This window comes from Aeribacillus sp. FSL K6-1305 (assembly GCF_038050115.1).
Classification (GTDB): domain Bacteria; phylum Bacillota; class Bacilli; order Bacillales; family Aeribacillaceae; genus Aeribacillus; species Aeribacillus composti.
This window is the reverse complement of sequence record NZ_JBBOQV010000001.1, coordinates 628,307-653,950: the sequence shown is the minus strand read 5'-3', so window position 1 is coordinate 653,950 and position 25,644 is coordinate 628,307. Positions and strand designations below refer to the sequence as shown.

Annotated in this window: 20 protein-coding genes; 6 read left to right on the top strand and 14 right to left on the bottom strand. The window is 40.4% G+C overall.

All coding sequences use genetic code 11. The features are described from left to right. Nucleotides 1-49: 49 nt before the first annotated feature. Nucleotides 50-652, bottom strand: coding sequence for a TetR/AcrR family transcriptional regulator (locus NST97_RS03040; RefSeq protein ID WP_063389544.1), 603 nt, complete (start codon nt 650-652; stop codon nt 50-52). An 84-nt stretch (nt 653-736) separates the two neighbouring features. Here NST97_RS03040 and NST97_RS03035 point away from each other — a divergent pair, with 84 nt between their 5' ends. Beyond that, nucleotides 737-1,288 carry a hypothetical protein gene (locus NST97_RS03035; protein ID WP_341342914.1) on the top strand — a complete coding sequence of 184 codons (552 nt, stop codon included), beginning with the start codon at nt 737-739 and terminating at the stop codon, nt 1,286-1,288. A 126-nt stretch (nt 1,289-1,414) separates the two neighbouring features. Here the strand turns inward: NST97_RS03035 and NST97_RS03030 are convergent, their stop codons facing one another. Genes NST97_RS03030 through NST97_RS03020 form a run of 3 tightly spaced genes read right to left on the bottom strand, consistent with a single transcriptional unit; the run spans nt 1,415 to nt 3,813 of the window. After that, entirely contained in the window at nt 1,415-1,663 is a 249-nt protein-coding gene (locus NST97_RS03030; protein WP_063389546.1) for a hypothetical protein, read from the bottom strand. Beyond that, nucleotides 1,656-3,068 (bottom strand): radical SAM protein, encoded by a 1,413-nt coding sequence (locus NST97_RS03025; RefSeq protein ID WP_339195537.1) that lies wholly within the window; start codon nt 3,066-3,068, stop codon nt 1,656-1,658. Before NST97_RS03025 ends, NST97_RS03030 begins: the two co-directional genes overlap by 8 nt. Further along, nucleotides 3,058-3,813, bottom strand: a complete 756-nt coding sequence (locus tag NST97_RS03020; protein ID WP_341342913.1) for a prolipoprotein diacylglyceryl transferase — start codon at nt 3,811-3,813, stop codon at nt 3,058-3,060. Before NST97_RS03020 ends, NST97_RS03025 begins: the two co-directional genes overlap by 11 nt. 574 nt (nt 3,814-4,387) lie before the next feature. Between NST97_RS03020 and NST97_RS03015 the strand changes: the two genes are divergently transcribed. After that, nucleotides 4,388-5,602 (top strand): Gfo/Idh/MocA family protein, encoded by a 1,215-nt coding sequence (locus tag NST97_RS03015; protein WP_341342912.1) that lies wholly within the window; start codon nt 4,388-4,390, stop codon nt 5,600-5,602. A gap of 129 nt (nt 5,603-5,731) precedes the next feature. Here NST97_RS03015 and NST97_RS03010 read toward each other — a convergent pair whose 3' ends face one another. The 4 genes from NST97_RS03010 to NST97_RS02995 form a co-directional block, all read right to left on the bottom strand. Beyond that, nucleotides 5,732-6,307 (bottom strand): TetR/AcrR family transcriptional regulator, encoded by a 576-nt coding sequence (locus tag NST97_RS03010; protein WP_063389550.1) that lies wholly within the window; start codon nt 6,305-6,307, stop codon nt 5,732-5,734. A gap of 196 nt (nt 6,308-6,503) precedes the next feature. Beyond that, complete coding sequence (gene cstA, locus NST97_RS03005; protein WP_063389551.1) at nt 6,504-8,297, bottom strand: carbon starvation protein CstA; 1,794 nt, start codon at nt 8,295-8,297, stop codon at nt 6,504-6,506. A gap of 170 nt (nt 8,298-8,467) precedes the next feature. Then, entirely contained in the window at nt 8,468-9,199 is a 732-nt protein-coding gene (locus NST97_RS03000) for a LytR/AlgR family response regulator transcription factor (RefSeq protein WP_063389552.1), read from the bottom strand. Further along, nucleotides 9,196-10,947 (bottom strand): sensor histidine kinase, encoded by a 1,752-nt coding sequence (locus tag NST97_RS02995; RefSeq protein WP_341342911.1) that lies wholly within the window; start codon nt 10,945-10,947, stop codon nt 9,196-9,198. Before NST97_RS02995 ends, NST97_RS03000 begins: the two co-directional genes overlap by 4 nt. Before the next feature lie 1,187 nt (nt 10,948-12,134). Between NST97_RS02995 and NST97_RS02990 the strand changes: the two genes are divergently transcribed. Beyond that, on the top strand, nt 12,135-13,667 hold the full coding sequence (locus NST97_RS02990) for an FAD-dependent oxidoreductase (protein WP_327873835.1): 1,533 nt from the start codon (nt 12,135-12,137) through the stop codon (nt 13,665-13,667). A 127-nt stretch (nt 13,668-13,794) separates the two neighbouring features. On the opposite strand, the gene NST97_RS02985 is transcribed toward NST97_RS02990, so the two are convergent. The 3 genes from NST97_RS02985 to ppx form a co-directional block, all read right to left on the bottom strand. Next, on the bottom strand, nt 13,795-14,742 hold the full coding sequence (locus NST97_RS02985) for an aldo/keto reductase family protein (RefSeq protein ID WP_063389554.1): 948 nt from the start codon (nt 14,740-14,742) through the stop codon (nt 13,795-13,797). 180 nt (nt 14,743-14,922) lie between these two features. Then, nucleotides 14,923-17,034, bottom strand: a complete 2,112-nt coding sequence (locus NST97_RS02980) for an RNA degradosome polyphosphate kinase (RefSeq protein ID WP_341342910.1) — start codon at nt 17,032-17,034, stop codon at nt 14,923-14,925. Between the two features lie 33 nt (nt 17,035-17,067). Continuing rightward, nucleotides 17,068-18,600 carry an exopolyphosphatase gene (gene ppx / locus NST97_RS02975; RefSeq protein ID WP_066246661.1) on the bottom strand — a complete coding sequence of 511 codons (1,533 nt, stop codon included), beginning with the start codon at nt 18,598-18,600 and terminating at the stop codon, nt 17,068-17,070. A 513-nt stretch (nt 18,601-19,113) separates the two neighbouring features. On the opposite strand from ppx, the gene mmgD reads away from it, so the two are divergent. The 3 genes from mmgD to prpB all read left to right on the top strand — a co-directional run bounded on the left by mmgD (nt 19,114) and on the right by prpB (nt 23,005). After that, nucleotides 19,114-20,223: a citrate synthase gene (gene mmgD, locus NST97_RS02970; RefSeq protein ID WP_063389557.1), complete on the top strand. Its 1,110-nt coding sequence runs from the start codon at nt 19,114-19,116 to the stop codon at nt 20,221-20,223. Between the two features lie 24 nt (nt 20,224-20,247). Continuing rightward, a complete protein-coding gene (locus NST97_RS02965; RefSeq protein ID WP_066246660.1) occupies nt 20,248-21,696 on the top strand; it encodes a bifunctional 2-methylcitrate dehydratase/aconitate hydratase in 1,449 nt (482 codons plus the stop codon). A gap of 403 nt (nt 21,697-22,099) precedes the next feature. Continuing rightward, a complete protein-coding gene (gene prpB / locus NST97_RS02960) occupies nt 22,100-23,005 on the top strand; it encodes a methylisocitrate lyase (RefSeq protein WP_066246659.1) in 906 nt (301 codons plus the stop codon). Nucleotides 23,006-23,089: 84 nt separating this feature from the next. Here the strand turns inward: prpB and NST97_RS02955 are convergent, their stop codons facing one another. From NST97_RS02955 to NST97_RS02945, 3 genes are all read right to left on the bottom strand, one after another. Then, nucleotides 23,090-23,962, bottom strand: a complete 873-nt coding sequence (locus NST97_RS02955; RefSeq protein WP_066246656.1) for a hypothetical protein — start codon at nt 23,960-23,962, stop codon at nt 23,090-23,092. Continuing rightward, nucleotides 23,934-24,509: an RNA polymerase sigma factor gene (locus tag NST97_RS02950; RefSeq protein ID WP_339199836.1), complete on the bottom strand. Its 576-nt coding sequence runs from the start codon at nt 24,507-24,509 to the stop codon at nt 23,934-23,936. The genes NST97_RS02955 and NST97_RS02950 overlap by 29 nt, the downstream gene beginning before the upstream one ends. A gap of 371 nt (nt 24,510-24,880) precedes the next feature. Beyond that, the gene (locus NST97_RS02945; RefSeq protein WP_063389562.1) at nt 24,881-25,534 is read right to left on the bottom strand and encodes an MOSC domain-containing protein; all 654 of its coding nucleotides are present in this window, start codon (nt 25,532-25,534) and stop codon (nt 24,881-24,883) included. Nucleotides 25,535-25,644 lie beyond the last annotated feature (110 nt).

Sequence of the window (25,644 nt, the reverse complement as noted above, 5' to 3'; positions counted from 1 at the left end):
TGCGGGTGCGAGTTTGTTTGATTTATATTCTTAGTTTCGACGGAAACCATTATAAAACCTCTTGTTTGCACAAAGATTTTAAGTGACTGTCCAAAATGGATTCGATCATCTCATTAGATAAATATTCCGGATGCATTAATCCATGAATGGCCAAGCCATCGATCAGCGCATACAGACGGTCCACCTCCAGCTCTACATTGATATTCGGCCGCGCAAGATCAAGTTTGACTAAAGTCTTGATGACCTGTTCAAATCCATAACGCATTTTAAGATATACTTCTTTGCTTAAAGGCTGAAGTTCCGGCTCCGAAAGAGCTTTCTGGGTAAAAGCAAACCATACCTCCATTTCTTTCTTTGTATCATCTTCAAGCGGCAAAACCTCCCGGATCATCCTTTTCATTGCATCAAGCGGCGGCATAGAAAAATCAATTTCGTTAATTCGTTGACTCACCCTTTCCGACACCAATTTCATTGCAAATGACAGCAATTCTGCTTGAGTTGAAAAATAATGTCTTAATGAACCAACGGAAACTCCTGCTTCTCTCGCAATATTGCGAACGGTTGCTTTTTCCATCCCGCCTTTCGCAATGACATTCCATGTCGCTACAGCAATTTTTTCTCTTTGTTTTACGTGATCCACTTTTTTCGGCATATTTTTATTATATCATGGTTGTTTTTTTAATACACTTGTGTTAAATTTTTATTTAATACGTGTGTTTTAAAAAGGAGTGGAATCATGATCGGTTGGCTCATTGTCATATGCGAAATTTTGTTTTGGATATTTGTCGGCGCCGGATTATTCGCCAGATATATTCTAGGCTGGAAAAAAATCGGGTCGCTCCTTCTATTGTGTACGCCTATTATCGATCTTGTTTTAATCATCGCAACGGTTTTCGATTTGAAAGACGGCGCAACAGCTCATTTTGTACACGGATTGTCTGCTGTATATATTGGGGTTTCGGTTGCATTTGGCAAACGGATGATTCAGTGGGCGGATGAACAGTTTGCTTACCGATTTGCTGGAGGAAAGCGGCCAAATAAACGGCCTCAATTCGGAAAACAGCATGCTGCTTATGAACGGAAAGGCTGGTACCGCCACCTTCTAGCATGGATTATTGGGAATGCCCTTCTCCTGTTCATGGTTATTTTTGTCAACGATTTCCAGAAAACAGAAGCACTTTTATCATTTTCGGCAAAATGGACGTTCATCCTGTTTATCGATTTTTTATGGAGCTTCAGCTATACAATATGGCCGAAAAAAGAGGCGAAAGGGCATTATGAAAGTTAAAAATGCAATCCTATAATTTGACCATTTTCCCCTAGATTAGCGCTACAGAGCTTGTAGAGAAGGACAATATTTTTCTCTACAAGTTTTATTTACAGCTTTTTATACCATGTTTGTAAACTCTTTACGTTAGTACCATCCCATCATAAACACTCCGAAACATGCTGTATTCACTAAAAACGTAATCCCAGCTGCGATCAGTATTCCTTGAGCAATCGCTGTTTTTCTTTTCATTAAGGCGATCACGACTGCTGGAATGATATAAATCACCTGAACAAAACCGATAAAAAAGATCGTAATCGGAAAAATCAACAATAGCCCATGTAAAAGAAGCACAATACCGATGCCTTTCCAAATGTCTTTTGTATGCTCATTCATGCACAGTCATCGCCATTTCTGTTTGAATTTCTTTCAGCCGGTTTTCAAGGCTGTCCCTGTAAAACAAGTTATACGTGTCAAACGGAATGATGCGGCCGTCGTGATGTACAATATGAACACAGGATTTTTTAACTGAACGAACATCAAAGTTGTAAGCATCTAAAAATTGCATAATAATTACACGAAACACATTGTTATAGCTGATATTTTCCGGTATCGCTACTTTCGGCAGACAGCATAATAAATCTTTTAGTGACATCGCGGAAGAGCCGGGAGAATGATTTAAACTGAATAGCTCAAAAACTTTATGTTTCAATTGTTCATCTTGTTCAAATACGATCGTATTTTGATCTCCTTCAAGGAGAATATGCGGATCGATCATACCCGTCAGAGGCTTTACTTCCCCGTTTAACTTCAGCGCATACCCCATTGCCAAACAGTCAGGATGGCAAGGGACGGGAATAATATCGTCTGCTTGAAAAACCTCCGATTGCTCGATAATCATGCTGCGAACTTCGCTCAACGTTAATCGGTCAGTTGCAGGGTTAAAATTTTTTGTTCTTCCGGCAATTTGCACCGGCTGAAAGGTGACTCCCCTGACTGCCTGCTGCGAAAGACCGTATTTAATGATTTTTCCGACCTCCTGATCGTTTACACCCTTTTTTAACGTGACAACTAATGTTGTGGAAATGTTGTATTCATTTAAATGTTCTATTGCCTTCTCTCGGACTGCTCGCAAATCTACTCCGCGCAGATCGATTAACGCCTCTTTTTCAAAACTGTCAAACTGCAAATAAATTTCAAATCCGGGCATGTAGCGAGCCAGCTTTTCAGCAAATTTTTTGTCCTGGGCAATTTTAATTCCGTTTGTATTCACCATTATATGCTTAATTGGCTTCGATTTCGCCATTTCTAATATCTCGAAAAACTGTGGATGGATCGTTGGTTCACCGCCGCTGATTTGAACGATATCCGGTTCCCGCTCATTTTTCACAATCGCATCAAACATCTTCTCAATTTCCTCTAGTGGGCGCCATTTCTGTTTTTTCGGGGAAGACTCCGCATAACAGATCGGGCATTGCAAATTGCACTGATCCGTAACTTCCACCAATGCCAAGCAGCTGTGCTGCTCGTGATCCGGACATAAGCCGCAATCATACGGGCACCCGTATTGAATGGAGGTATTCCAGCGATACGGCATTTCTGCACGCTTCAAAAATTCACGGCATTTTTTGTAATATTCGATATCGGTTGAGATCAATACTTTTTCTCTTCCATGATGACGGCAATGTTTTACTAAAAAAACTTGATCATTCTCAAATATGACTTTTGCTTCCGTTTTCCGCAAACATTTCGAACAAATGCTGTTCGTTAATTCATAGAAAATGTATGGTCTATTTGGCATACTGAAATTTCTCCCTTCTTTTTTTCCTTATAAGGAACAAATAGTACATCAATCCGACGAAAGCTGCTAACTGAATGTTGTTTAACCCAAAATACGGGTGAGGTGTCGGCTTGATAAAATCAATAAAAAAGCGAAACAGCAAATAGGAAACCATAAAAAACTGGAACAGAAACCCTTCCCACGGAGCTGTTCTCTTTTTTCTTATGTATAGAACGAAAAAACCGATCAGCCATAAATAGGCAATTTCATATATTTGAGTTGGATGTCTCGGCACGCCGTCTCCAAAATCAACACCCGTCACCCAAGTCGTTGGGGTGCCGTGCGTATGGTCTGAGAGGCCGGTGAAAAAACAGCCTATTCTGCCAATGCTCATGCCAATAATAAGCGGTAAGACAAAATCATCGCCTGTCGAGCGCTTCCAGCCGATTAGCTTTTTTGCGGTTTCAACTCCGATCAATCCTCCCAGCAATCCACCGACGATCGTTTTCCCGGCCATTAAATAGTTGAGATTCGTCACATTTTTCAGCGTTTCAACAGGATTTTCAAGCCAATACAGGAGCTTTGATCCTAACGCAGCCCCGGCTATCGCACCGATCACGACCCACATCGCCTTATCAAGCGGAATTCTTTCTTTATTTCTCGTATGCAAGTAAACTCTGAAACCGACAAAATAAGCCAAAGTCTCAAAAAATAAATGCGGATGAATCGAAACAGGACCCAAATGTATATAAACAGGAAAATCCATTTTACACCTCTTTTTGCAAAACCTTACTTTCATCATATCAAAAAATATGAATTGATTGTTTTAATATTTTAAACATTACAAAAAAATTTCGTTGCAGCAGTTATATTTTTTCCCCGTCTCAACTAAACTAATGGAAGCGCCGGCAAATATTTTCGAAAGCTGATTTTTGTTCAACAAGCTTAGCATCAATAAGTGATTCCAAACTGTCCGCATCAGCCCATTTACAGAAAAGCTATATTTTCTAATGTTTATAATCAAGGCAGATTGGATTTTTCCGGAAGCAAATCCCGAATTTCCTTTGAATCATGATGGCAATCGCTTTTGCATACAAATAAATAATTAAAAGTTATTTGTTAGGAATCGTTGTTTGAGCAGGTTTCCTAGATTTGATTCAACGATCATCCTGTCATTTCCTTGCTCTCATTCACGCAAATCTTTCAAACTTTTTTTACACTTGACAGAATCGGTTTTGAAAAATATACATCCTACTAATTGTGCAATTCAAAATTTACGAGACTATATTTTCGTTTATAATGAAGTTGTCAAATTCCATAACGTAAAGGGGGAAAACACCATGTCTGGCAAGATGAAGACTTACCGAGTGGGGATCGCAGGTGCGGGCGCTTTTGCCACTTTTTTGTCCGGTGCGCTTGCACGGCTGCCTGAATTTCAATTGACAGCTGTCGCAGGAAGGACGGATACAAAACGGGAGAGCGTGATGGCTGCTTTTCAAAAACAGAGACATAATGCGATAACGCCAAAAGAATATTATGAGGCAGCCGACCTTATAGCCGATCCTGAAATCGATATTGTCATTTTAGCAACACCGCCTCATCTTCACTCCTCACTTAGCCGACTGGCTTTAACACACGGAAAGCATGTCTTGTTAGAAAAACCTGGTGCCCTTTATGCCAAGGAACTTTTGGAAAATGCGAACTATGCAAAAAAACAAAAGCGTGCATTCGCCGTGAACCTTGTATTGCGTTACAATCCGCTAGTAGAAGCTGTTGAATGGATCGTCCGCCATCGGCTGCTTGGATTCGTGCATCATGCAAGTCTCACCAACTCGGCTCATCACGTCGCCAATGGCCATTGGTTTTGGAATGATCAACTAAGCGGAGGCATTTTTATTGAACATGGAGTTCATTTTTTTGAGGTCGGTCGCCACATACTCGGAGAAGCGGTCGATGCGAACGGTTTTGCTCTGACGGAGGAAAACGGTGAAAAACAGCGTGTTTGGGCAAGCGTTCTTCATAAACCAGTTTATCAACAAGACGAAAAGAGTTCGGAAAACAACATATATTCTTTAGTTCCTGTTCAATATTACCACGGCTTTACGATGGATCCTGACGCACCGGAATCGACAAAATGGGAAATTCATTGCACTCATGGACGGATTGTACTTGAAGGATGGATTCCCCAAAAATTATATTTAGAGGGCAAAATCTCAAAAGAACAGGGCGAGCTGATCGATCAAATACTAGACAGCATACCGAAAAAACCGGTAGAAAACGCTGTTGAAAAAGTACGCTCTTCAGCCTTTCATTGTTTCAAAAATAAATCGTTCCCGCTTGAAGCACTATCCAGCATTTCATACGAACGGACAATCAAATTGGAGCAGCGGCAATTGTGGTATGAGGCAATGGTACAAGACCGTTTCCTTGATTTTTGCCGAATCATTGAAGAAGAAGGATGGGAAGGATTTGTTACAGCTGAAGACGCCGTGAAAGACTTAGAACTGGCAAATCGTGTAACGTTTAATAAAACGGAGCAGCCGCTAACCGAATAAATTGGTTAGCGGCTTTAAATAGCATTTTATCCAATGGAAAACGACTGATCTAATCTCGTTTTTTTATTTCACATATACACTAATGCGAAATGATGTTAACGTCATTCCAGCACCTTTCATGTTCCCCTTTTAATTTTTATTCAAAATCCCCTCTAAGAACAAAAGGGACACTTGGTCCGCAAGTTCATTTTCTGTTTTTTCTCCTGTCATTACATATCGTTCAATAATGTGCTCGATCACTGAGAGAAATGCTTCACCGGCAAATTGAGTGTCAATTTCCGTTTTAACAATTCCAAGTCTTTGATTGTTGCTCATATTTGCTGCTATTTTTTCAACAATGATGCTTCGTAAACGATCATCTTTGTTCTCCCTGAGTGCAACTTTCGTTAAGTGAGGATTTTTTCCGAGAAACTTCAGAATGTCAGCGATTGTCTCACGGACATGGTCTTTCACATGCTCCGGTTGTATATCAGCCACTTTTTTTCCTGCATCACTAAAATGAATTAACTGCTTTTCAAAATCTTCAAGCATTTGTTCGAAAATTTCTTCCTTGCTGTTGAAATAAAGATAAAAAGCTGCCTGCGTGAGCCCTGCTTTTGCCACAATATCGCTGATCTTTGTAGCATGAAAACCTTTATGAGCGAACAGCTCCGCAGCAGCTTGAAATATTTTCTTTTTGCTCTCTTCTCCTTTATTTCTCGCCATAAAAATCACCCTTTTTTATACAACTAACTAATTAGTTAGTTGTTATTGTACATGATATTGCTTTTACGATCCATTACTTCCATTAAGTTTTTTTGCCATCGTTTGATCATTTCTCCTCCTCTGTCGCCACCGCTGTTGTGATGCTTAAACAAATAAAGAGCGGCATCAACAAATGAGCCGCCCAATTACCCTTGTGTCAGGCTGATTTAGCCTCCATTTGAAAGCCCGGATCATTCCATATTTCAATCCATTTTTTCAATGCCGTTGCCAAGATGACAATACCAAGAACGAGCATAATGATGGATAAAATTCCGTTTAATACGTTGTAGCCTGCAGCTTCCGGATTCAAATAAACATTTACGGTCATCCAGTAGCCAGCATAGTTTACTGTAGCAAATAAATAAGCTAACGGAATGAGGCAAGTAAGCATATATCTTCGTTTATCGGCAATTTTTAAAATGACTGTCGCACCGACAATCAGTCCGATGGATGCCATCAGCTGGTTCGATACGCCAAACAATGCCCAAACCGATCCAATATCTCCTGAGTAAAGCAGGTACCCCCACATAAAACAGGCTAAAGCGCTTGCAAATACGGAAGCCGGAACGGAGTCTACCTTTTTTAATGGTTTATACACTTCACCGAAGAAATCTTGAATTAAATAACGTGCTACACGTGTTCCTGCATCAATCGCAGTTAAAATGAAAACAGCCTCAAACATTATAACAAATTGGAAAAAATACGAAGCCAAATTCTCAAACCATGGAATCGCAGTAAAAATATAAGTCATTCCAACTGCAAGTGTAACCGCTCCACCTGTTCTTCCTTCCAAATTTAAACCTATTTCCTGGCTTAAAGCTGGTAAATTAATAACATCCATTCCAAGTGTCCGGAATACTTCCGGCGCGGAATTGATCGCAAAATAATCTGCCGGATGAAGAGCTGTTGCAGCGATCAGCGCCATGATGCCGACCAAACATTCCACCAACATGGCTCCAAAGCCGACAACTTTTATATCGCTCCACTTATTAAGCATTTTCGGCGTTGTACCCGATCCGACAAAAGCGTGAAATCCTGAAATCGCACCGCATGCAATTGTAATCGATATAAACGGCCAAACAGGTCCAGCTAAAATCGGCCCTCCGCCGTGGATAAATTCTGTAAAGGCCGGCATTTCAATAGAAGGATTAATGATAAAAACACCAATGATCAGCGCAATGAACACACCGATTTTCATAAAGCTGCTCAAATAATCACGAGGAGCAAGCAGCAGCCAAACCGGCAAAGCCGCAGCAAAAAATGCATAGATTGGTAAAATAAGCGCCAAAGTTTTAGTATCGAATGTCAACCAATCCCCAAGAGCTGTTTCTTGTATGGAAGGTCCTGCGAAAACACCTATCATTAATAAAATAAAGCCAACTGTTGAAGCTAATTTTAAATTGCCTGTTTTCTTATAGAAAATTCCGACTCCCATTGCAATAGGAATGGTGATTCCGACTGCAAACGTGCCCCAAGGGTTTTTTTCCAATGCATGAAGAACAACCATGGAAAGACCAGCCATTGTTATGGTAATAATGAACAGCATGGCAAGTCCTGTGCAAAAGCCGGCTACCGGACCTAATTCTTCTTTTGCTACTTCCGATAATGATTTCCCTTTTTGCCGCATGGAAGCAAATAACACGACTGCATCATGGACGGCTCCCCCAATTACGGCACCAATCAAAAGCCACAGCAGACTGGGCAAATATCCAAATTGTGCGGCCAGGATCGGTCCGACGAGCGGTCCTGCTGCAGCAATAGCGGCAAAGTGATGCCCGAAGCTTACCCATTTATTCGTCGGAACATAATCCTTTCCATCATTTAATTCGTGAGCTGGTGTCGGTTTTGAATCATCCAGCTTCAACACTTTTACAGCCATAAATGTTCCGTAAAGACGGTAGGCGATCATTAAAATACACATTGAGGCAATCACGATTGTAATCGCATTCATTTTTTTGCAACCTCCCCTTTGTTCTTGCTTTTTACATTCATTGTATTAAATAAACATCTTCATGATCGGTTTTCAAAACAAAATGCAAGAATCCGGGGATAAATCGTCAATTTCTTAAATTGAATTGCAACAATTTTGTCACAAATATTGCTTAAAGCTTTCAGCTTTTTTTAAATGCCCAATCGCTTTTTCAGTTCCTTCGTATAAGTTCTGCTGACCGGGATCGATTCGCCATTTTTCATGATTACATGATACGTGGAGTTGAACCACGGCTGAATTTCAACTATTTCATTCAAGTTGACTAAATAAGCTCTATGAACACGCATGATGTGCGTTTGCTGCAGCTTTCTTTCAAAAGTGACAAGCGATTCTTTAACTTCATATTTTTGATCGCGGCAAGTGATAATGGTTTTTCCGTCATTAAACTCAATATAAAGAATATCTTTCACGTTAATAAGCAGAATGCGGTCGTCTAATGACACAGGAATCTTTTCATCCTGCATTTGAAAATATTGCGGTCTTTTTTCTTGGCGAGCTTCCAGCCGCTTTGAAATTTTTTCAATTGTATGAAATATCCTTTCTTCATCAAACGGCTTCAAAATGTAATCAACCGCATTCAGCTCAAATGCTTTTAAAGCGTACTCATCATAAGCGGTTGCAAAAACAATCTCAGGTCTATGATCAATCTCCATTAGCTTTTCAGCAAGTCTAATCCCTTGTTCATGAGATGACAGCTGTATATCGAGAAAGATCACATCCATGTCGGTCTGGCGGATTTTTTCAATCGCTTCATCCATTTGTTCCGCTTCCCCAACAATCTCTACCTGCTTGCTCCTTTTAAGCAAGTAAATAAGTTCGTCTCTTGCCAACGGTTCATCCTCCACGATAAAAGCCTTGATCATACGGCTACTTCTCCTTTCATTTCTAATGGAAACTTAATCGTCACTTTCGTTCCATTTTCATCACTTTTAATATGGAAGGCTCCGGCGGAATCATAAATTTCTTCTATTCGTTTTTTTATATTCCAAAGAGCTGTTCCTGTTCCATCATTCGATTGAACGGTCTGATTTCCCAATTGGCGCAATAAATGATCAGGAATGCCGCTGCCATTATCTTCGGTGATTAAGATCATTTGATCATTTTCTGCATACGCCCGAATGGACACTTTCCCATGCTCCTTATTGGCAAAAGCGTGCTTGATGGCGTTTTCGACGAGAGGCTGAAGCGTAAACGGCGGAACCATTACTTTCTTTAAGCTTTGGTCAATATCAAAACTTACATGATATTTATCAGGGAATCTTGTCTGTTCAATAGATAAGTACGCTTCAACATGCTCAAGCTCTTTTTCAAGCGGAATGACAAATTGTCTAGCTCCCTGTAAATTACTTCGGAAGAACACGCTTAATTTTAAAAGAAGCTTTCTAGCTTTATCCGCATCAGTTCTGATCAAGCTGGAAATCGTGTTTAACGAATTGAACAGGAAATGCGGATTAATTTGCGCCTGCAAAGCTTTAATTTCTGCATCTTTCAGCAGTTTTCTCTGCAGTTCTGCATCAGCAAGCTCCAATTGGGTAGAAAACAGCTTGCTAAGTCCTTCCGCCAGCTCTTGCTCCACTTTATCCATAAGACTCGGGTCTAAAAAATAAAGCTTTAACGTGCCAACCGTTTGGTTGTGTACTTGAAGCGGCATAACAATCGCTGACTGAAGCGGACAATCAGAATTTGGGCATTGGATTTCCTCCTTCGATTTTGCTTTAATGATTTTACCCTGCTCTAAAACCTTTTTTGTCAGCTTTGTTACTAAAGTTTGCCCCTGCTTATGATGATCAGAACCGGCACCGATATGAGCGAGGACAATTTCCCGATTGGTAATGGAAATGGCATCTGCTTTCGTCCATTTTAAAATAATTTCCGCTACTTTTTTACACGAATGCTCATTTAAGCCTTTTCGGAAAAATGGCAAGGTCTGCTGCGCGATGTAAAAAGATTTATGTGTTTGAAGCGCCTTCGTCCGCTCTTCCTCCACTAGAATCGAATGAATAATTAAAATAAAAATAAGAGTCCCAAATCCGTTAATCGTAATCATCGGAAGAGCGATTAATTCTACAAGCTTAACTGCGGATTCAAACGGGCGGGCAAGTAAGAGAATAAGTCCCATTTGAGTACATTCCATAAAAATTCCGGTCAAAACAGCTTTCCAAGGTGAAAAATTGTCTTTTATTCTAAAACGCTTCCAAAGGAAACCGGTCACGAATCCAGCCAAAATAGTAGATGCTCCGCAAGCAAACGCGGTAAATCCTCCTAATGTCATCCGATGCAGTCCTGCTACTAGACCAGTGCCGATGCCGACGAATGGACCGCCAAGCAATCCCCCAATCACTACTCCCATAATTCTTGTATTGGCAATTGCGGCATCTCCATCCACTTCTATTTGCCATGTTTGTGAGCTGATATTGCCTTGAGCAATTTCGACACCAGTATAATTACTAATAATGCCAAAAGATCCAAATACGGCAATCAGCATTAGCTTTTCGCTTAATCCATGCTCATGATGAATCATTCGCCGAAATGCCTTCATCCTTGATAACAAAAAAGCTAAAATGACTAAAATTCCCACTCGCTCCAGCATTAAAGGCATTAAATCAAACAAGACAGACACACTCCTTTACACCGATATTCCAGCTTTTGTTCGCTCGCGGTGTCAATATTCATTGTACCTATTAAAGGGTGCTGAATAAAGTTTAATGTTCACAATGGTTATCATTACTATTACATTTTAAGCTTCTCAAAATGGATTTTTAGGCAGTACTCATTATAATATGGGTGTTCTAGTGAAAGTCGCACAGTTGCTTAGAGCGGGTGGAGATGCGGTATTTGATGCGGCAAGACATTTTAACATAATAGACGCAGCTACTGCCAGAACGTTTAAAAATAATAGTAAAAAATCGGAAATTGGTTAACGCAATTTGAAAATGCTGGTTCAGATGCAGCTGCTATGGTTAGAACAAGACTTCCAGTTTACTTAAAAAAGAATACTAGAATGAGTAAAACTACCGCTGAGAACATTGCAATAGCTGTAAGCTGAGCTATTCGTATGGCAGATGTCTTATTTTTTTAGGAGTGATACTTGTGGGGATTTTAGCTGTAAGTGAATGGATGAAAAAATGGTTTATATGAAGATGATATACATTTTATCGAAACAATTTTGACTTTTGCTTCAACATTATAAAACCCAGTGGCTGAGAGTGAAGAATCAATAACAAAGTCAATAATAAAATAAATAGCCTTTTCCCTGAAACAAAGGTGAAAATTAATAGAAAGGGCACTTATCAAGATTTTAAAAATATATTAAATGAAAATAAAATATTCATAAACCTAAGTGAATTATTGAGTAGATACCATTCTCAAGGAATTTGCAAGGATTTATGTGAAAAATTACTTAAAGAATACAATGATAATAAAAATGTGTCATTTTAGTTATTTCGGTTGTAGTCATATAATAACTATTCGAGTGCTCTTCGTAAAGAAACTTATGCTTTAATGTTTGTCCATTATAATTTATATTGTCTAATTAAGGAAAAAGCCTAATTTCTCATCATTTAAAATGAGAGAATTAGGCTTTTTATTTCGGAATTTACTTAGTGGTCTTAATCTGCATTTTCCTACAGCAACCCTAAGTAGAAGCAAGGAATGATTGGGATCAGCAACTTATTTCTTTGAAACGTAGCATATCTTAATTGAAATAAAAAGGCCGCTCAAAATTATCAGATGCACATAACAACCCAAATATTAGGCAAAGATAAAAGCATCATCAGATCTAATAGGAGGAACTTTTTTATGAAAGAAGCCGTTAGTAAAAATGAACTTCCTAAGCTTTCGAAACCGTTCTGGCCAGATTCTGTTCAGCTGCCCTCCTTCAACAAGCTTGACAAAGATATTTTTGTTGATGTAGCGATTGTAGGCGGCGGGATCACAGGCATCACAAGCGCCTATCTGCTTGCGAAAGAAGGAATCAAAACCGCGCTGATCGAATCGGATCGTATTTTAAATGGTACGACCGGGCATACAACCGCAAAAGTCACCGCACAACACGGGCTGATTTATGATGAATTTATACAGCACTTTGGGGAAAGCAATGCAAAGCTATATTATGAAGCAGCCAGCGATGCGATGGAGTTTATCAAACAAACGATACAGGAGCACAACATCGAATGCGATTGGAAAGAAGAGGATGCATATGTTTATACGAATTCAGAGCAATACATAAAAAAAATCGAAAACGAATATAAAGCATATGAAAAGCTTGGAATTCAAGGAGAGCTTGTGGAAAACATCCCTGTTCCCGTACAGGCAAAAACAGCAGTTGTGATGAAAAATCAAGCCCAATTTCATCCGTTAAAATATTTGCAAAAGCTTGTGGAAAACGCGTCGGAAAAAGGGATAGACATCTATGAGAATACAGCAGCTGTCGATATAAAACACGGCCCACACCCGAAAATTTTGACAAAAGACGGTTATCACATTTTGTGCAACTATGTATTCATTTGTTCGCATTTTCCTTTCTATGATGCCGCCTTTTATTTTTCAAGAATGTATGCGGAAAGATCGTATATTATTGCTGTCAAAACAAAAATTGAGTATCCCGGCGGCATGTACATCAGCGCCGAAAATCCGGTTCGGTCGCTTCGGTCCGTCACGATCAATGGAGAAAAGCTTGTGCTGATCGCAGGTGAAAATCATAAAACTGGACAAGGAATCCCGATGATTCAGCATTACGAGTCCCTTCAAGCTTTTGGCGATCAAGCATTCGGCATACAAAAAATTCCTTACCGATGGTCTACTCAAGACTTAACAACGTTGGATAAAATTCCTTATATTGGACATATAAACGAACAGAAAGCAAATATCCTGTTTGCGACAGGGTTTCGAAAATGGGGAATGACAAACGGCACAGCCGCCGCACGACTGCTTGTCGATATAATTAAAGGAAAGGAAAACCGATATCGCGAGCTTTTTACCCCAGCAAGATTTCAAGCAGATCCAAGCGTGAAGCAGTTTATTTCAATGAATACGGATGTTGCAAAGCATTTGATTGAAGGAAAGCTTGAGTTTGCTCTAAGAAAGCCGGAAGATTTAGCCCCTGATGAAGGAGCAGTCGTTTCCTATAACGGAAAAAGAGCCGGTGCCTACAAAGATGAAAATGGCAGCCTCCACATCGTAGATACTACCTGCACCCATTTAGGCTGTGAATTAGAATGGAACAGCGGCGAGAAAACATGGGATTGTCCATGCCATGGTTCGAGATTTTCAATAGACGGCGATGTTGTAGAAGGTCCGGCACTCAAATCAATTAAGAAATTAAAGGGGTGACTGCATCGCTTCCAAGTCCAAAAAATGAAAAATAAAAGGGAGAAAGACTTGTTGAACAAAAACAATCCTTTCTCCCCTTTTTTATTGAAACGTCTGTTCTTCAATCAAAATTCTGCCATAAGGAGAACTACGACAGGATTTGCTCAATTTCCTCGAGCACATCTTCCGTTAATTCCACATCAATTGCTTTGACGTTTTCTTCGACTTGCTCCGGCTTGGTGGATCCGATCAGAGCGCTGGCAACATTCGGCTGCCGCAATACCCAAGCAATCGCCAATTGGGAAAGTTTAATTCCTAATTTATCCGCCACTTTTCCTAATTTTTCTACCTTCAATAAATTTTCATCTGTCAGCAAATCATTGATATATTTATTTGCTTTTGGATCACTCGCACGGCTTCCTTCTGGGATGTCTCCATTGCGCTTATATTTCCCCGTCAGAACACCTTGTGCAAGCGGCGAAAAAACAATTTGGCTAATACCGTTATGTTCGCAGACTGGAATAATCTCCTTTTCAATATAACGGTTCAGCATATTATATTGCGGCTGGTTGACAACGATGCGGTCCAGCAAATATCGATCTGCTGTGCCAAGAGCTTCTTGTATTTGCTGAGCAGTCCATTCACTGACGCCGACATATAACACTTTTCCTTGCCGGACAAGATCATCAATTGTGCGCAGCGTTTCATCGATCGGTGTTTCCGGATCATAGCGGTGGCAGTAATAAATGTCAACGTAATCTAATTGAAGGCGTTTTAAACTGGCATGGAGCTGTTCAAACACATGCTTCCGCGATAAGCCTTTGTCATTGGGGCCATCTCCCATCGGCCAAAATACTTTCGTTGCCAAAACATATGATTCACGCGGATATTTCCGCAATGCTTCACCGACAACCTTTTCCGCTTCCCCAGTTGCATAAACGTTCGCTGTATCAAATGAATTGATGCCTAGCTCATACGCTTTGTCAATCGTCCGAATGGCCGTTTCTTTTTCGATGGAGTTTCCGTATGTAAGCCAGCTTCCCAAGCTGATTTCGCTAACCTTTAGCCCCGTTCTTCCCAATTTGCGATATTTCATTTATTCATCCCCTTTTTTCAAAAAATAGCAAAAAATTCATTCAAGACTCATTATAATACTAAACATTTCGAATCTGAAAGCAATTTGTTTGAAGGGGACAAAAATCTATCATTTTAATGGGATATGATCATTTCCGCATGTGAAAAAGTTCTCTAGTTTTCATAAAACTTGCGCTGCTGATCAGTCAGCGTCATGGTAGCGAACCACTTCTTCATAAAAAATTTTTTGCGAGTTAATGACTGGCTCGTTTTCCGGCCGTTCAACATAATGATAATCGCCGTTTGCATCCTGAAAACGCGCTTTGACGTTGTCCTTTAGTTGTATGTCCAAGATGTTTTTCAAACGCTCTTTTAAACGGACATCATAAATCGGAAAAAGAATTTCAACACGTTTAATCATGTTTCTTGTCATCCAGTCAGCAGAGGATAAGAAAATTTTCTCCTCCCCAAAATGGTGAAAGTAAAAAATACGGCTATGCTCCAAAAAGCGGCCGACGATGCTTCGCACTTGAATGTTTTCGCTCACGCCTTTTATTTGCGGTCGCAAACAGCAAATTCCCCTTACGATCAAGTCAATTTTGACTCCAGCCTGCGAAGCTTCATAAAGCTTCATGATGATCGTTTTATCTGTTAAAGAATTCATTTTGGCAATAATCCGGCCTTTGCCGCTTTTCTGGTGCCATTCGATTTCTTGATTGATGAGTTTGATAAAGGTCTCCCGCATATCATATGGCGATACAGAAAAATGATTCCAATCCGGTTTTTCCGCATAACCGCTCAAATAATTAAAAAAGTTGGTTGCATCGATCCCAAATGTTTCTTCGCTTGTAAAAAAGCCGATATCCGTATACAGTTTCGCCGTGACGTCATTGTAATTTCCCGTGCTCAGATGAACGAAGCGTTGAATTTTACCCGTTCCTTCTTCCTGCCGGACGACAAGGGTAATTTTGCTGTGCGTTTTTAAATGGTGAAAGCCGTAAATAACGTGAACTCCGTGCTGTTCAAGCATTTTTGCCCAATGGATGTTGTTCTCTTCATCAAATCTTGCCTTTAATTCAACTAAAACCGTCACCTGCTTCCCGTTTTCCGCCGCTTTTGCCAATGCTTGAACGATCGGCGAATTTCCGCTTACACGATACAGCGTCTGCTTGATTGCCAACACTTGAGGGTCATCCGCTGCACTTTCAATAAATTCAACAACAGGCTGAAAGGACTCGTACGGATGGTGTAATAATAAGTCCCGTTTTAATATAGCTTCGAACAAATTTCCGTTCGGCAAGTCGAGCGGGGGTGGTGGAATGAACGAATCATGAACAAGGTGCTCAAAATCGGTCAGCAAATGGGTATAAAATGGAAATAAAAACGTTAAATCGATCGGGCCGTCCACTTCATAAACATCCATTTTTTGAATTTCCAGCACATCCATTAAATAATTTAAAACACGTTCATCTATCGTTCCTTTTTGAATTTCAAGCCTGACCGCCGCACCCCACTTCCGCTTTTTCAGCTCCTTCTCAATCACTTCCAGCAAATCCCGCGCCCCTTCTTCATCAATGGTCAAATCTGCATTCCTCGTAATGCGAAACGGTGAGACCGAAATGATGTTGTAACCGAGAAACAGTTTGTAAATAAAACTGCTGATCAAATCCTCAAGAAATACAAACTGCCTCTTTCCATCTTGATTCGGCACTTCAATGAATCGAGGCAAAACAGCAGGAACTTGAACGATCGCAAAAAAAGGGTTTTTCCGCTCTTTTTTCTTATATTGAAGCAATACGGCCAAGTTCAACGATTTATTTAAAAGCATTGGAAACGGTCTGTACGCATCGATCGCAAGAGGCGTCAAAACCGGGAAAATTTGCTCATCAAACTTTTGTTCCAAAAAGCGGAATTGTTCGCCAGTTAATTCATTAAGCTTGAGAAATTCAATCCCTTCCTCTTTTAATTCCCCCTGTACATATTCATTAAATATTGCATATTGGCGTTTGACCAATGTGTGGCATTTCGCCGAAATGGCGTTAAGCTGCTGCTTTGGCGTCATGCCGGCTTTATTTTCCGGTAAATTAAAACCAGCTTTTTCTTGATCTTTTAAACCAGCAACCCTCACCATGAAGAACTCATCTAAGTTCGAGCTGAATATAGCTAAAAACTTCATCCGCTCAAGCAAAGGATTTTCAAAGTCAATGGCCTCTTGCATGACACGCTCATTAAATGCAAGCCAGCTTAATTCCCGGTTATTATAAAATTCTGGACGGCTTATATCTGGAATCAATTGTTCTTTCTTATCTTGCATAATTTCGCCCACCTTTTACCTTTCGTAAGTCCATTAGACGAGTGTAAATGATAATTCGACTTGGCAGTTAAAAGCGCGTTCCATATGCTTTTTTTGCTTATTTGCTTCCTGCTCTTCAAAAGTATAATCACTGTTGCTGGCTAAAGATATTTCCATCTTTTCCCCCTCCTTTTTGTTCACCTCCAGCTCGGAAATGATGCAACGGTGTGTCGTGTTGAGGGAATAAAGGAATTTCAAAATCGCGCCTAATCGCTCCAGCGATAAAATTTCTTCTTCCGTTAATAATGATTTGTAAGGAGAGATATATTTCATCAAAGTTTTTTTGGACTTAAAGGAAGCGACGCATGCGAGTTTCAACCGCATTTTATGACTGATTCCGTCAAGCGATCGATTTGTCAAAATATAAAACGTATGCTGACTGCTTGAATGATGATCGATAAATTCCCCGAATTGAACCAGCTTTGTGCTTTTAAACAAAATTTCTTTTTCCTCTTGAGTAAAAGATATAATTTTCTTTGCCTCACATTCACTGACAAATACGTAAGCAAGACGAAGGAGAAATGATGTATTCTTCAAGTTGATTTTATAATCACTTGCCAGCTTGGAAAATGTTTCGTCCGCTACTTGAGAAAAAGACCGGACGTTTAAGTTGGAAAACACCTCCTCAAAAAAGACCCCTTCCCTTAAGCCTTTGCTGCTCATTGTAAAAAATGGAGCTGATACGATTTCCGTCAGCGTATAAATTGCTTCAATTGCAGGAATGATGATATCCGCGCGTTCCTTCGACAGTCCATCTAATTTTTGACGCTCCGAGACAGTCATTCCGATCAGCCATTGATTTATTTTTTTAATTTCATTCGGTTCCATTTCATATTGATGAATACCAAATAACGGGTAATTGGTTTTATTTTGATGAAGCCGTATTAGATTTCTGGCGCTGCCGCCTATCCCGATTACCGGAACATTTTTGTTTTTAAGCCATTTTTGCGAAGAAAATTCATTTCGCAAAAACACTGTCAGCTCTTTCATTTCCGATTCTTTCGGTTCGCTGTTGGCAATAAACCTTTTCTTTAATGTGAGGGCCCCAAACGGAAAACTGTATGAATGGACGAGCTCCCGATTTTTAAAATACGCAACTTCCGTGCTTGCTCCGCCTATATCAATGGTTATGCCTTCAGTTAAATATACGGAATGTATAACAGCTAAGTAGCCGTAATAGGCTTCTTCTTGGCCGGAAAGGACGCGAAAATCGAAATTCGTCTCTCTTTTTATAGCCTCTAAGACCATTTTCCGGTTTTTGGCAGATCTAATAGCTGCCGTTGCAACCCCTTTCGTTTCTGCCACTTGATGAAATTGAACGATTGGAACAAATTTTTTTAAAGAATCGATGACAACCTCGATCCCCTCGTTGGACAAATTTCCTTCGGCGTCAATATACGTAGCTAAACGGGCATTGATCTTAAAATTGTAAAGCTCTTTATATTGTCCATTTTGATCAATATGAAAAATAACGAGGCGAATGGAGTTCGATCCTAAATCTATTATGCCGATTTTTTTCTCTGTCATTTTTCCCATCCTTTTATGAAATCCAATGAAGAAAGTATGTTATTTTTACTTATATCGTACTATTTTTCCAGTCTATTTAAAAGATTTGAATAGATATAAATAAGCAGTCAACATCCAAAAGACATTAAAACCGCAAAGCCTCCGATTGCTGGAAGCTGGCTTCCATTTTTAAAGTCAGTTCTTCAAATGAATTTTGTGAAAGCTGTCGTTTTACAAAAACGAAAATTCCGAAGATTCATTTTCTTTTTTTTAAAAATGTGCTATATTTGTTCCAGAAGTAAAAAAATGGTTTCCTAACCATTTAAGCTTCGACAAGTAGAGGCGGTCAATTATAGCAAGATCGCTTTGAGATTTGGGAGAAATGAATAGGCTTTAAGAAATGAACAATGTTATTGTCTCAGCAATTGCCCAATAACAAAATTTGTGAAAGCGATCGATCATCCCGATATTCATTTTTCCCTGTTTGCATCAAAAGTAAAGCGTTTTCGAAAACTTTTGAAGGAGGTATATTTGATGGAGTTTAGACCAGGATTAGAAAACGTAGTGGCAGCTGAGACAACGATTTCGTTTCTCGATGTAGAAAATGAAGAAATTGTCATTCGAGGATACGATTTAATTGAACTTGCCGAAACAAAATCATATGTCGAGGTTGCGTTTTTGCTGCTTGAAGGCAAGCTTCCGTCTGAACAAGAAAGAGCTAGATTTGAAAACGAGCTTCTAGCGAAAAGAGAGCTTCCAGACGTGCTTTACGACGTATTTTCCAAACTGCCGAAGACAACTCATCCAATGGACGCCCTGAGAACAGGCATTTCCATTTTAGCAGGATTTGACCCGCTCATTGATGACAGATCTGAACAGGCCAATAAAACGAAATCTATCAATCTTCTAGGACAGATGCCATCCATTCTTGCCAGCAGTTATCATCTACTCAATCAACAAGAAGTCATTCCACCAGATGAAAATCTCTCCTACAGTGCAAATTTTTTATATATGATTACAGGAAAAAAACCAACTGAACTTGAAACGAAAATATTCGACCGCTCGCTCATCGCTTATATCGAACATGAAATGCCAAACTCTACATTTGCCGCCCGCGTCATATCGTCTACACATGCAGATTTGTATGGCGCTCTCGCCGGTGCGGTTTCCTCTTTGAAAGGACACCTGCATGGCGGAGCCAATGAAGCGGTGATGTATTTAATTGAAGAAGCAGGTACAAAGGAAAATTTTGAACGATTGATTAAACAAAAATTAGCAAATAAAGAGCGGATCATGGGATTTGGCCATCGCGTCTATATGAAAAAAATGGATCCAAGAGCATTGCTTATGAAAAAAGCATTGCAGCAGCTGTCCGAACAACGGGGCGATTTTCGATTGCTTGAAATATGCGAAGCCGGGGAAACCATTATGAGAGAGGAAAAAGGATTGTATCCGAACCTCGATTATTATGCGGCTCCTGTCTATTACATGCTTGGCATTCCGATTGATTTATATACTCCTATTTTCTTCAGCGCTCGAACAGCAGGCCTGTGCGCCCATGTGATCGAACAGCATAATAACAACCGTTTGTTCCGTCCGCGCGTGAAATATACAGGAAAACGCTCTTTGAAAGTACAACAGTAATGGATAGCTTAGGAGGTTGTAAAAATGGCAGAAGTACTAGTAAAAAATAATGAAAATCGACAAACAGACAAGCTGCTTGAAGAAATTGCCGATTATGTTCTAAATAAAGAAATTCAAAGTAAAGAAGCGTTTGAAACCGCCCGCTATGTGTTGTTAGACACGCTGGGCTGCGGCATACTTGCTCTTCGCTACCCTGAATGCACAAAGCTTTTAGGCCCGATCGTTCCGGGGACGGTTGTTCCAAACGGGTGCCGCGTCCCTGGCACTTCATATGTATTAGACCCCGTGCACGGTGCATTTAACATCGGCTGCATGATTCGCTGGCTCGATTATAATGACACTTGGCTTGCAGCGGAATGGGGTCACCCTTCTGATAACTTGGGGGGAATTTTAGCTGCGGCCGACTACATAAGCCGAACGAATGTGGCAGAAGGGAAAAAGCCGCTCAATATGAGGACAGTTCTTGAAGCGATCATAAAAGCCCACGAAATTCAAGGGGTGCTGGCACTTGAAAACAGCCTGAACAGAGTCGGGCTTGACCACGTGCTGTTCGTAAAGGTTGCTTCAACTGCTGTCGTTACGAAGCTTCTTGGCGGCGGAAAAGATGAAATCATCAACGCCCTTTCCAATGCCTGGATTGACAATTCAAGTCTTCGGACATATCGACATGCTCCAAATACTGGTTCTCGCAAGTCGTGGGCGGCTGGCGATGCAACAAGCCGCGCTGTACGTCTTGCATTTATGGCCATAAAAGGTGAAATGGGATATCCTTCTGCCCTATCGGCTCCGAACTGGGGATTTGAAGACGTGCTGTTCCGAGGACAGAAACTGAAGCTCGCCCGTCCTTTGGAATCATATGTAATCGAGAATATTTTATTTAAAATATCATATCCAGCAGAGTTTCATGGGCAAACAGCTGCTGAATGCGCCATTGAGCTTCATCCTGAAGTAAAAGATCGCCTTGATGAGATCGAAGAAATCACGATCACGACGCATGAATCAGCCATTCGCATCATCGACAAAACGGGACCTCTTCTCAACCCGGCTGATCGTGATCATTGCCTTCAATATATTACTGCCATCGGTCTTATTTATGGCGATTTAACAGCGGATCATTACGAAGATGAAATCGCACAAGACCCGAGAATCGATGCGCTTCGTGAAAAAATGACAGTTGTGGAAAATAAACAGTTCAGCAAAGATTATCTCGATCCGGACAAACGGTCAATTGCCAACGCAGTTCAAATACGGTTTAAAGACGGAACGGAAACGCGCCAAGTTGTGCGGGAATATCCAATCGGCCACAGATTCCGCCGTCAAGAAGGTCTGCCTAAGCTGATCCAAAAATATGAAAACAATTTGGCAACACGGTTCCCAAACAAGCAGCTCAAGCAAATCTTAGACGTTTCGCTTGACCAGAACGTGCTGGAAGAGACGTTTGTACATGAGTTTGTAAACTTATTTGTTATATAAATCCGGGGCAGATCACACGTTGTTTTGCATCAGATGCATGTTACTTTGGCGCAATTTCATTGTTTGGCAAGAAAAAACATGTTATAAACCTTGTAAGAACATTTGAGATAACTATATCGAGCTGGTGTGGCAATCGGCCACACCGAAAAATGTTCTGTAAAGCGAAAATTTTTTGGGCAGTCAAAAAGAACGAAAGAATCGATTTTGTACCAAATGACGGAAGTTAACAGACAAAAGATCAGGGTACAAAACAGACCGTAAGCGAAGCGTGGATACAGGGCGGCACCCTCGAGTAGACTTGACGAGGGCAGCGCTCGTTTAATGAAAAACGCGGCTTGCCTCTAGAAACGTAATTAATGGTTCTGTAAAGCTAAGATGAAATGACAGAAAAGAAGGTGATTCCATGGTTTGGATCGTTGAAAAAGAATCGACACAAGAGGAGTTGGCCGATCGGTTTCGAACGTTAATGAACGCACCGGAAATCCTTCAAATTCCTGGAGCCCATGATGGAATGGCTGCACTTATAGCGAGAAAAGCAGGATTTCAAGCGCTTTATTTGTCAGGCGCCGCCTATACCGCGAGCCAAGGGCTTCCTGACTTGGGCATCGTCTCGTCAGAAGAGGTTGCCCGCCGGGCGCGGGAAATCGTGCGGGCGGCTGATCTGCCGCTTCTCGTTGACATTGATACCGGTTTCGGCGGTGTTTTGAATGCCGCCCGAACAGCTAAAGAAATGGCAGAAGCACGAGTAGCTGCTGTCCAAATCGAAGATCAAGATCTTCCGAAAAAATGCGGACATTTAAACGGCAAAAAGCTTGTGTCTGTAGAGGAGATGATGCAAAAAATTAAAGCTATTAAACAGGCAGCGCCGACTCTTGTCGTTGTTGCCAGAACGGATGCCTATGCAGTTGAAGGAATTGAAAGCGCCATTGAACGCGCCAAAAGATATGTTGAAGCGGGAGCAGACGCTATTTTTCCTGAGGCTCTTTCAACAAAAGAAGACTTTTTAAAGGTGAGCCGGGCAATTTCAGCTCCTCTTCTCGCAAACATGACAGAGTTTGGAAAAACTCCTTACTATACAGCAGAAGAATTTTCGGAACTCGGCTATTCAATGGTGATTTATCCTGTTTCATCTCTTCGCGCCGCCGCTAAAGCGTATGAACGCCTATTCCAAACCATTAAATCGTCTGGAACTCAAAAAAGCGAGCTCGAGAATATGCAAACTCGCAAGGAACTTTATGAAGTGATTCATTACGATGATTTCGAAGCGCTCGACCAAACGATTGCAAAAACAGTATTGCCTGAAGATTAACCATCCACGGGGTTTGCCCCGTGGATGAAAAAGTATTTACCGGAAAAAATAGTAGCTGCTCACATTTCTGATTCATAAAACTTTTTAATCCCACAATCCTTTTTTCGTGTCCTTCCATTCCCATTGCTCCAAAATCGTTGTTGTTCTTGAACCCCATCCTTCCAATGCTTCATTAGCAAACTCTCTCTGTATATAAAAGTACTGTCTGTTATGCTCGCTTAAATAAATCTCGCCCGTTCTCGTCTGCTCTACATTTTCATAATGAAAGGAACGGAGAGACCAATCAGGTATATTTCTTTTCTCTTCTTCTTCCGCTGATAAAACTTTATAAGAAACATTTCCCAGCAATTCATCTGTAATGTAATTTTCCGCCTCTCCTAAAGATGTCCCTTTTGGAAAAAACATGACATCAACTTCCCCATATTTTTCATTCACCGCTATCAGCTTTGCTCCGATCAAATTTTTTTCTTCAATATATTCTGCCTGCCAACGATCCGGAATATATGTGGTAAAAGGTAGTTGCTTTATGTTTACGAGGTGATACAGCTCCTTTTCTTCCATTCCTTCCAATGAAATTGTCATTTCGATCGATTCAGGTCGGTTGATATCTCCTTTTTCTTCTTCCTTTTCTGCATTTTGAGATTGTTGGGGAGACATTAGTATGCTTTGTTGATCTGAATGCTGGCCGCCTTCTTTCGTCTCATTTGTTTGAAAAGGAGGAAAAATCATTAGAAGGATGCATACAGCTGCTGCGGCCGCAAATGAGAATACAAGCTGAAGCTTGCTAGCGGCTTTTTTCCTTCTCTCTTTATTTCTAGCTAATTCAATTCCGGCTAAAGCTTTTTGAAAACTTTTTTCTTTAAATTCATCTGTCGGTTCTATATAAAAGTGATGAAAAAGCTGTTTTATTGACTCTTCACGCTTTTCGCTATTCGGCGGTACGAGTTGTTTTTTCATGATCATTCACCTCGCTTTTTAAATGGGCTGACAATTTCTTTTTAGCCCTTGTTTGCAGCGATTTAACCGCCATAACCGTTTTCGACATTACCTTGGCTGTTTCTTTTATAGACATTCCTTCAAAAAATCTTAAATAAAGGACCGTCTTTTCATCCGGGGACAATTTTTCCATACTGGCTATGATCTGTTCTCTGAGCGAATATTCCAGAATATTTTGTTCTACTAAATGTTTATCCTGTTTATGCCCTAAGTCCTCAGGGCTTAAATAGACTGTGTTATTTTCTTTTTTATACTTGCGATGGTAATCGATAACAACCCGCCTTCCAATTGTAAACAGCCAAGTTTTAAAGCTTGATCTTCCTTGAAAGTTCGCTAAATGAACCGCCATTTTATACATGACATCTTGAGCAATTTCTTCTGACCGATGATAATCCCCCGTCTGCATATATGCATAGCGGAGCACTTGGCCAATGTAGCGGTCATGAAGCTCACGGAAGGCTGAATCGTCCCCCTCTAAAGCCTTTTGAACCAAATCTTCATCTCGCATGCCGAGGTGCACCTCTCTTTCTCGTACAATCAATTAGACGAAATGCTGGAGAAAAAGTATCGAATCATCAGATTCTAGTTGCAGAAATAGATTGGAGGAATTCCCATTTTCTCACAAAAAGCAAGAACTCAAATTTTGGAGCTTTTTAGATGGCAAAGTTTTGTAAAATAAGCCAACGATCTGCCCTGCATCAGTGGATCGTTGGCTTATTATATGGGAAGTAGCTGAAATGTAAGACGCTTTCTCCACAGAAGCTCAACCTTTGAAAATAGTAATCTAAAAACAACGATCATTGAAATTTTAATGATCTCTCTTGCATTTCTAATTTATATACAAGCCGATTTTCCAACCCCTTCTTTTGGTAGATGTTCCTAAATGGATTGTAAGCGTTTCATCAATGAATCCCGAAAGCTTTCCGATAGTTCGTCCACACGAAGAATTTGTTCAATTCCTTCTTTATTTGTTTTATCATGAAACATGATTTGATTCGCAAAAGAAACCGTTATGTTTAGCGGATGTTTTTCAATGAGCTGCAAGCTTGATTGTGTCTCCACCCAGCCTTCTTTCAGCACCCGAAAATAAAAACCGGTATAACCAGTATTTTGAACACGAAGCGGCAAGTCATTCACCCTGTGCTTTTTGGCAATCTTATGGCATGGCTGCCGAGGCTGGCTAACTTGCACAACCGCTTCCCCTAATTGGAACGTATCACCGATGCAAACTTCTGTTTCCAACAAGCCTTTTACTGTCAAATTTTCACCAAATGCCACCACATCCAGCTTTCTTTCAAGCTCATGCTCCCAATAGGCATAATGATCATACGGATAAACGCATACCGCTTTATCTCTACCGCCATGATGAACAAGATCTGCCTGACCATCGCCTGAAAAATTAAGAAATGACAAAAAAACCGGTCCATCAACAGGCTGCTTTTGAATTCCAGTGACGAATTCTTTGCCGTTATATATGAAATTTTTCGGTTTTCCTACATTTATAGAAATAATTTCATAAGTTTTTGCTTCCATTTTGATCAACTCCATTAATTCTTTAAGATCTTCCAACTTCGTTTGGGAGCAGCAATAGATTATCGTTAAGCGGCAAGTCTGCAGTTTGTATGATTTTCAAAAAATCATAC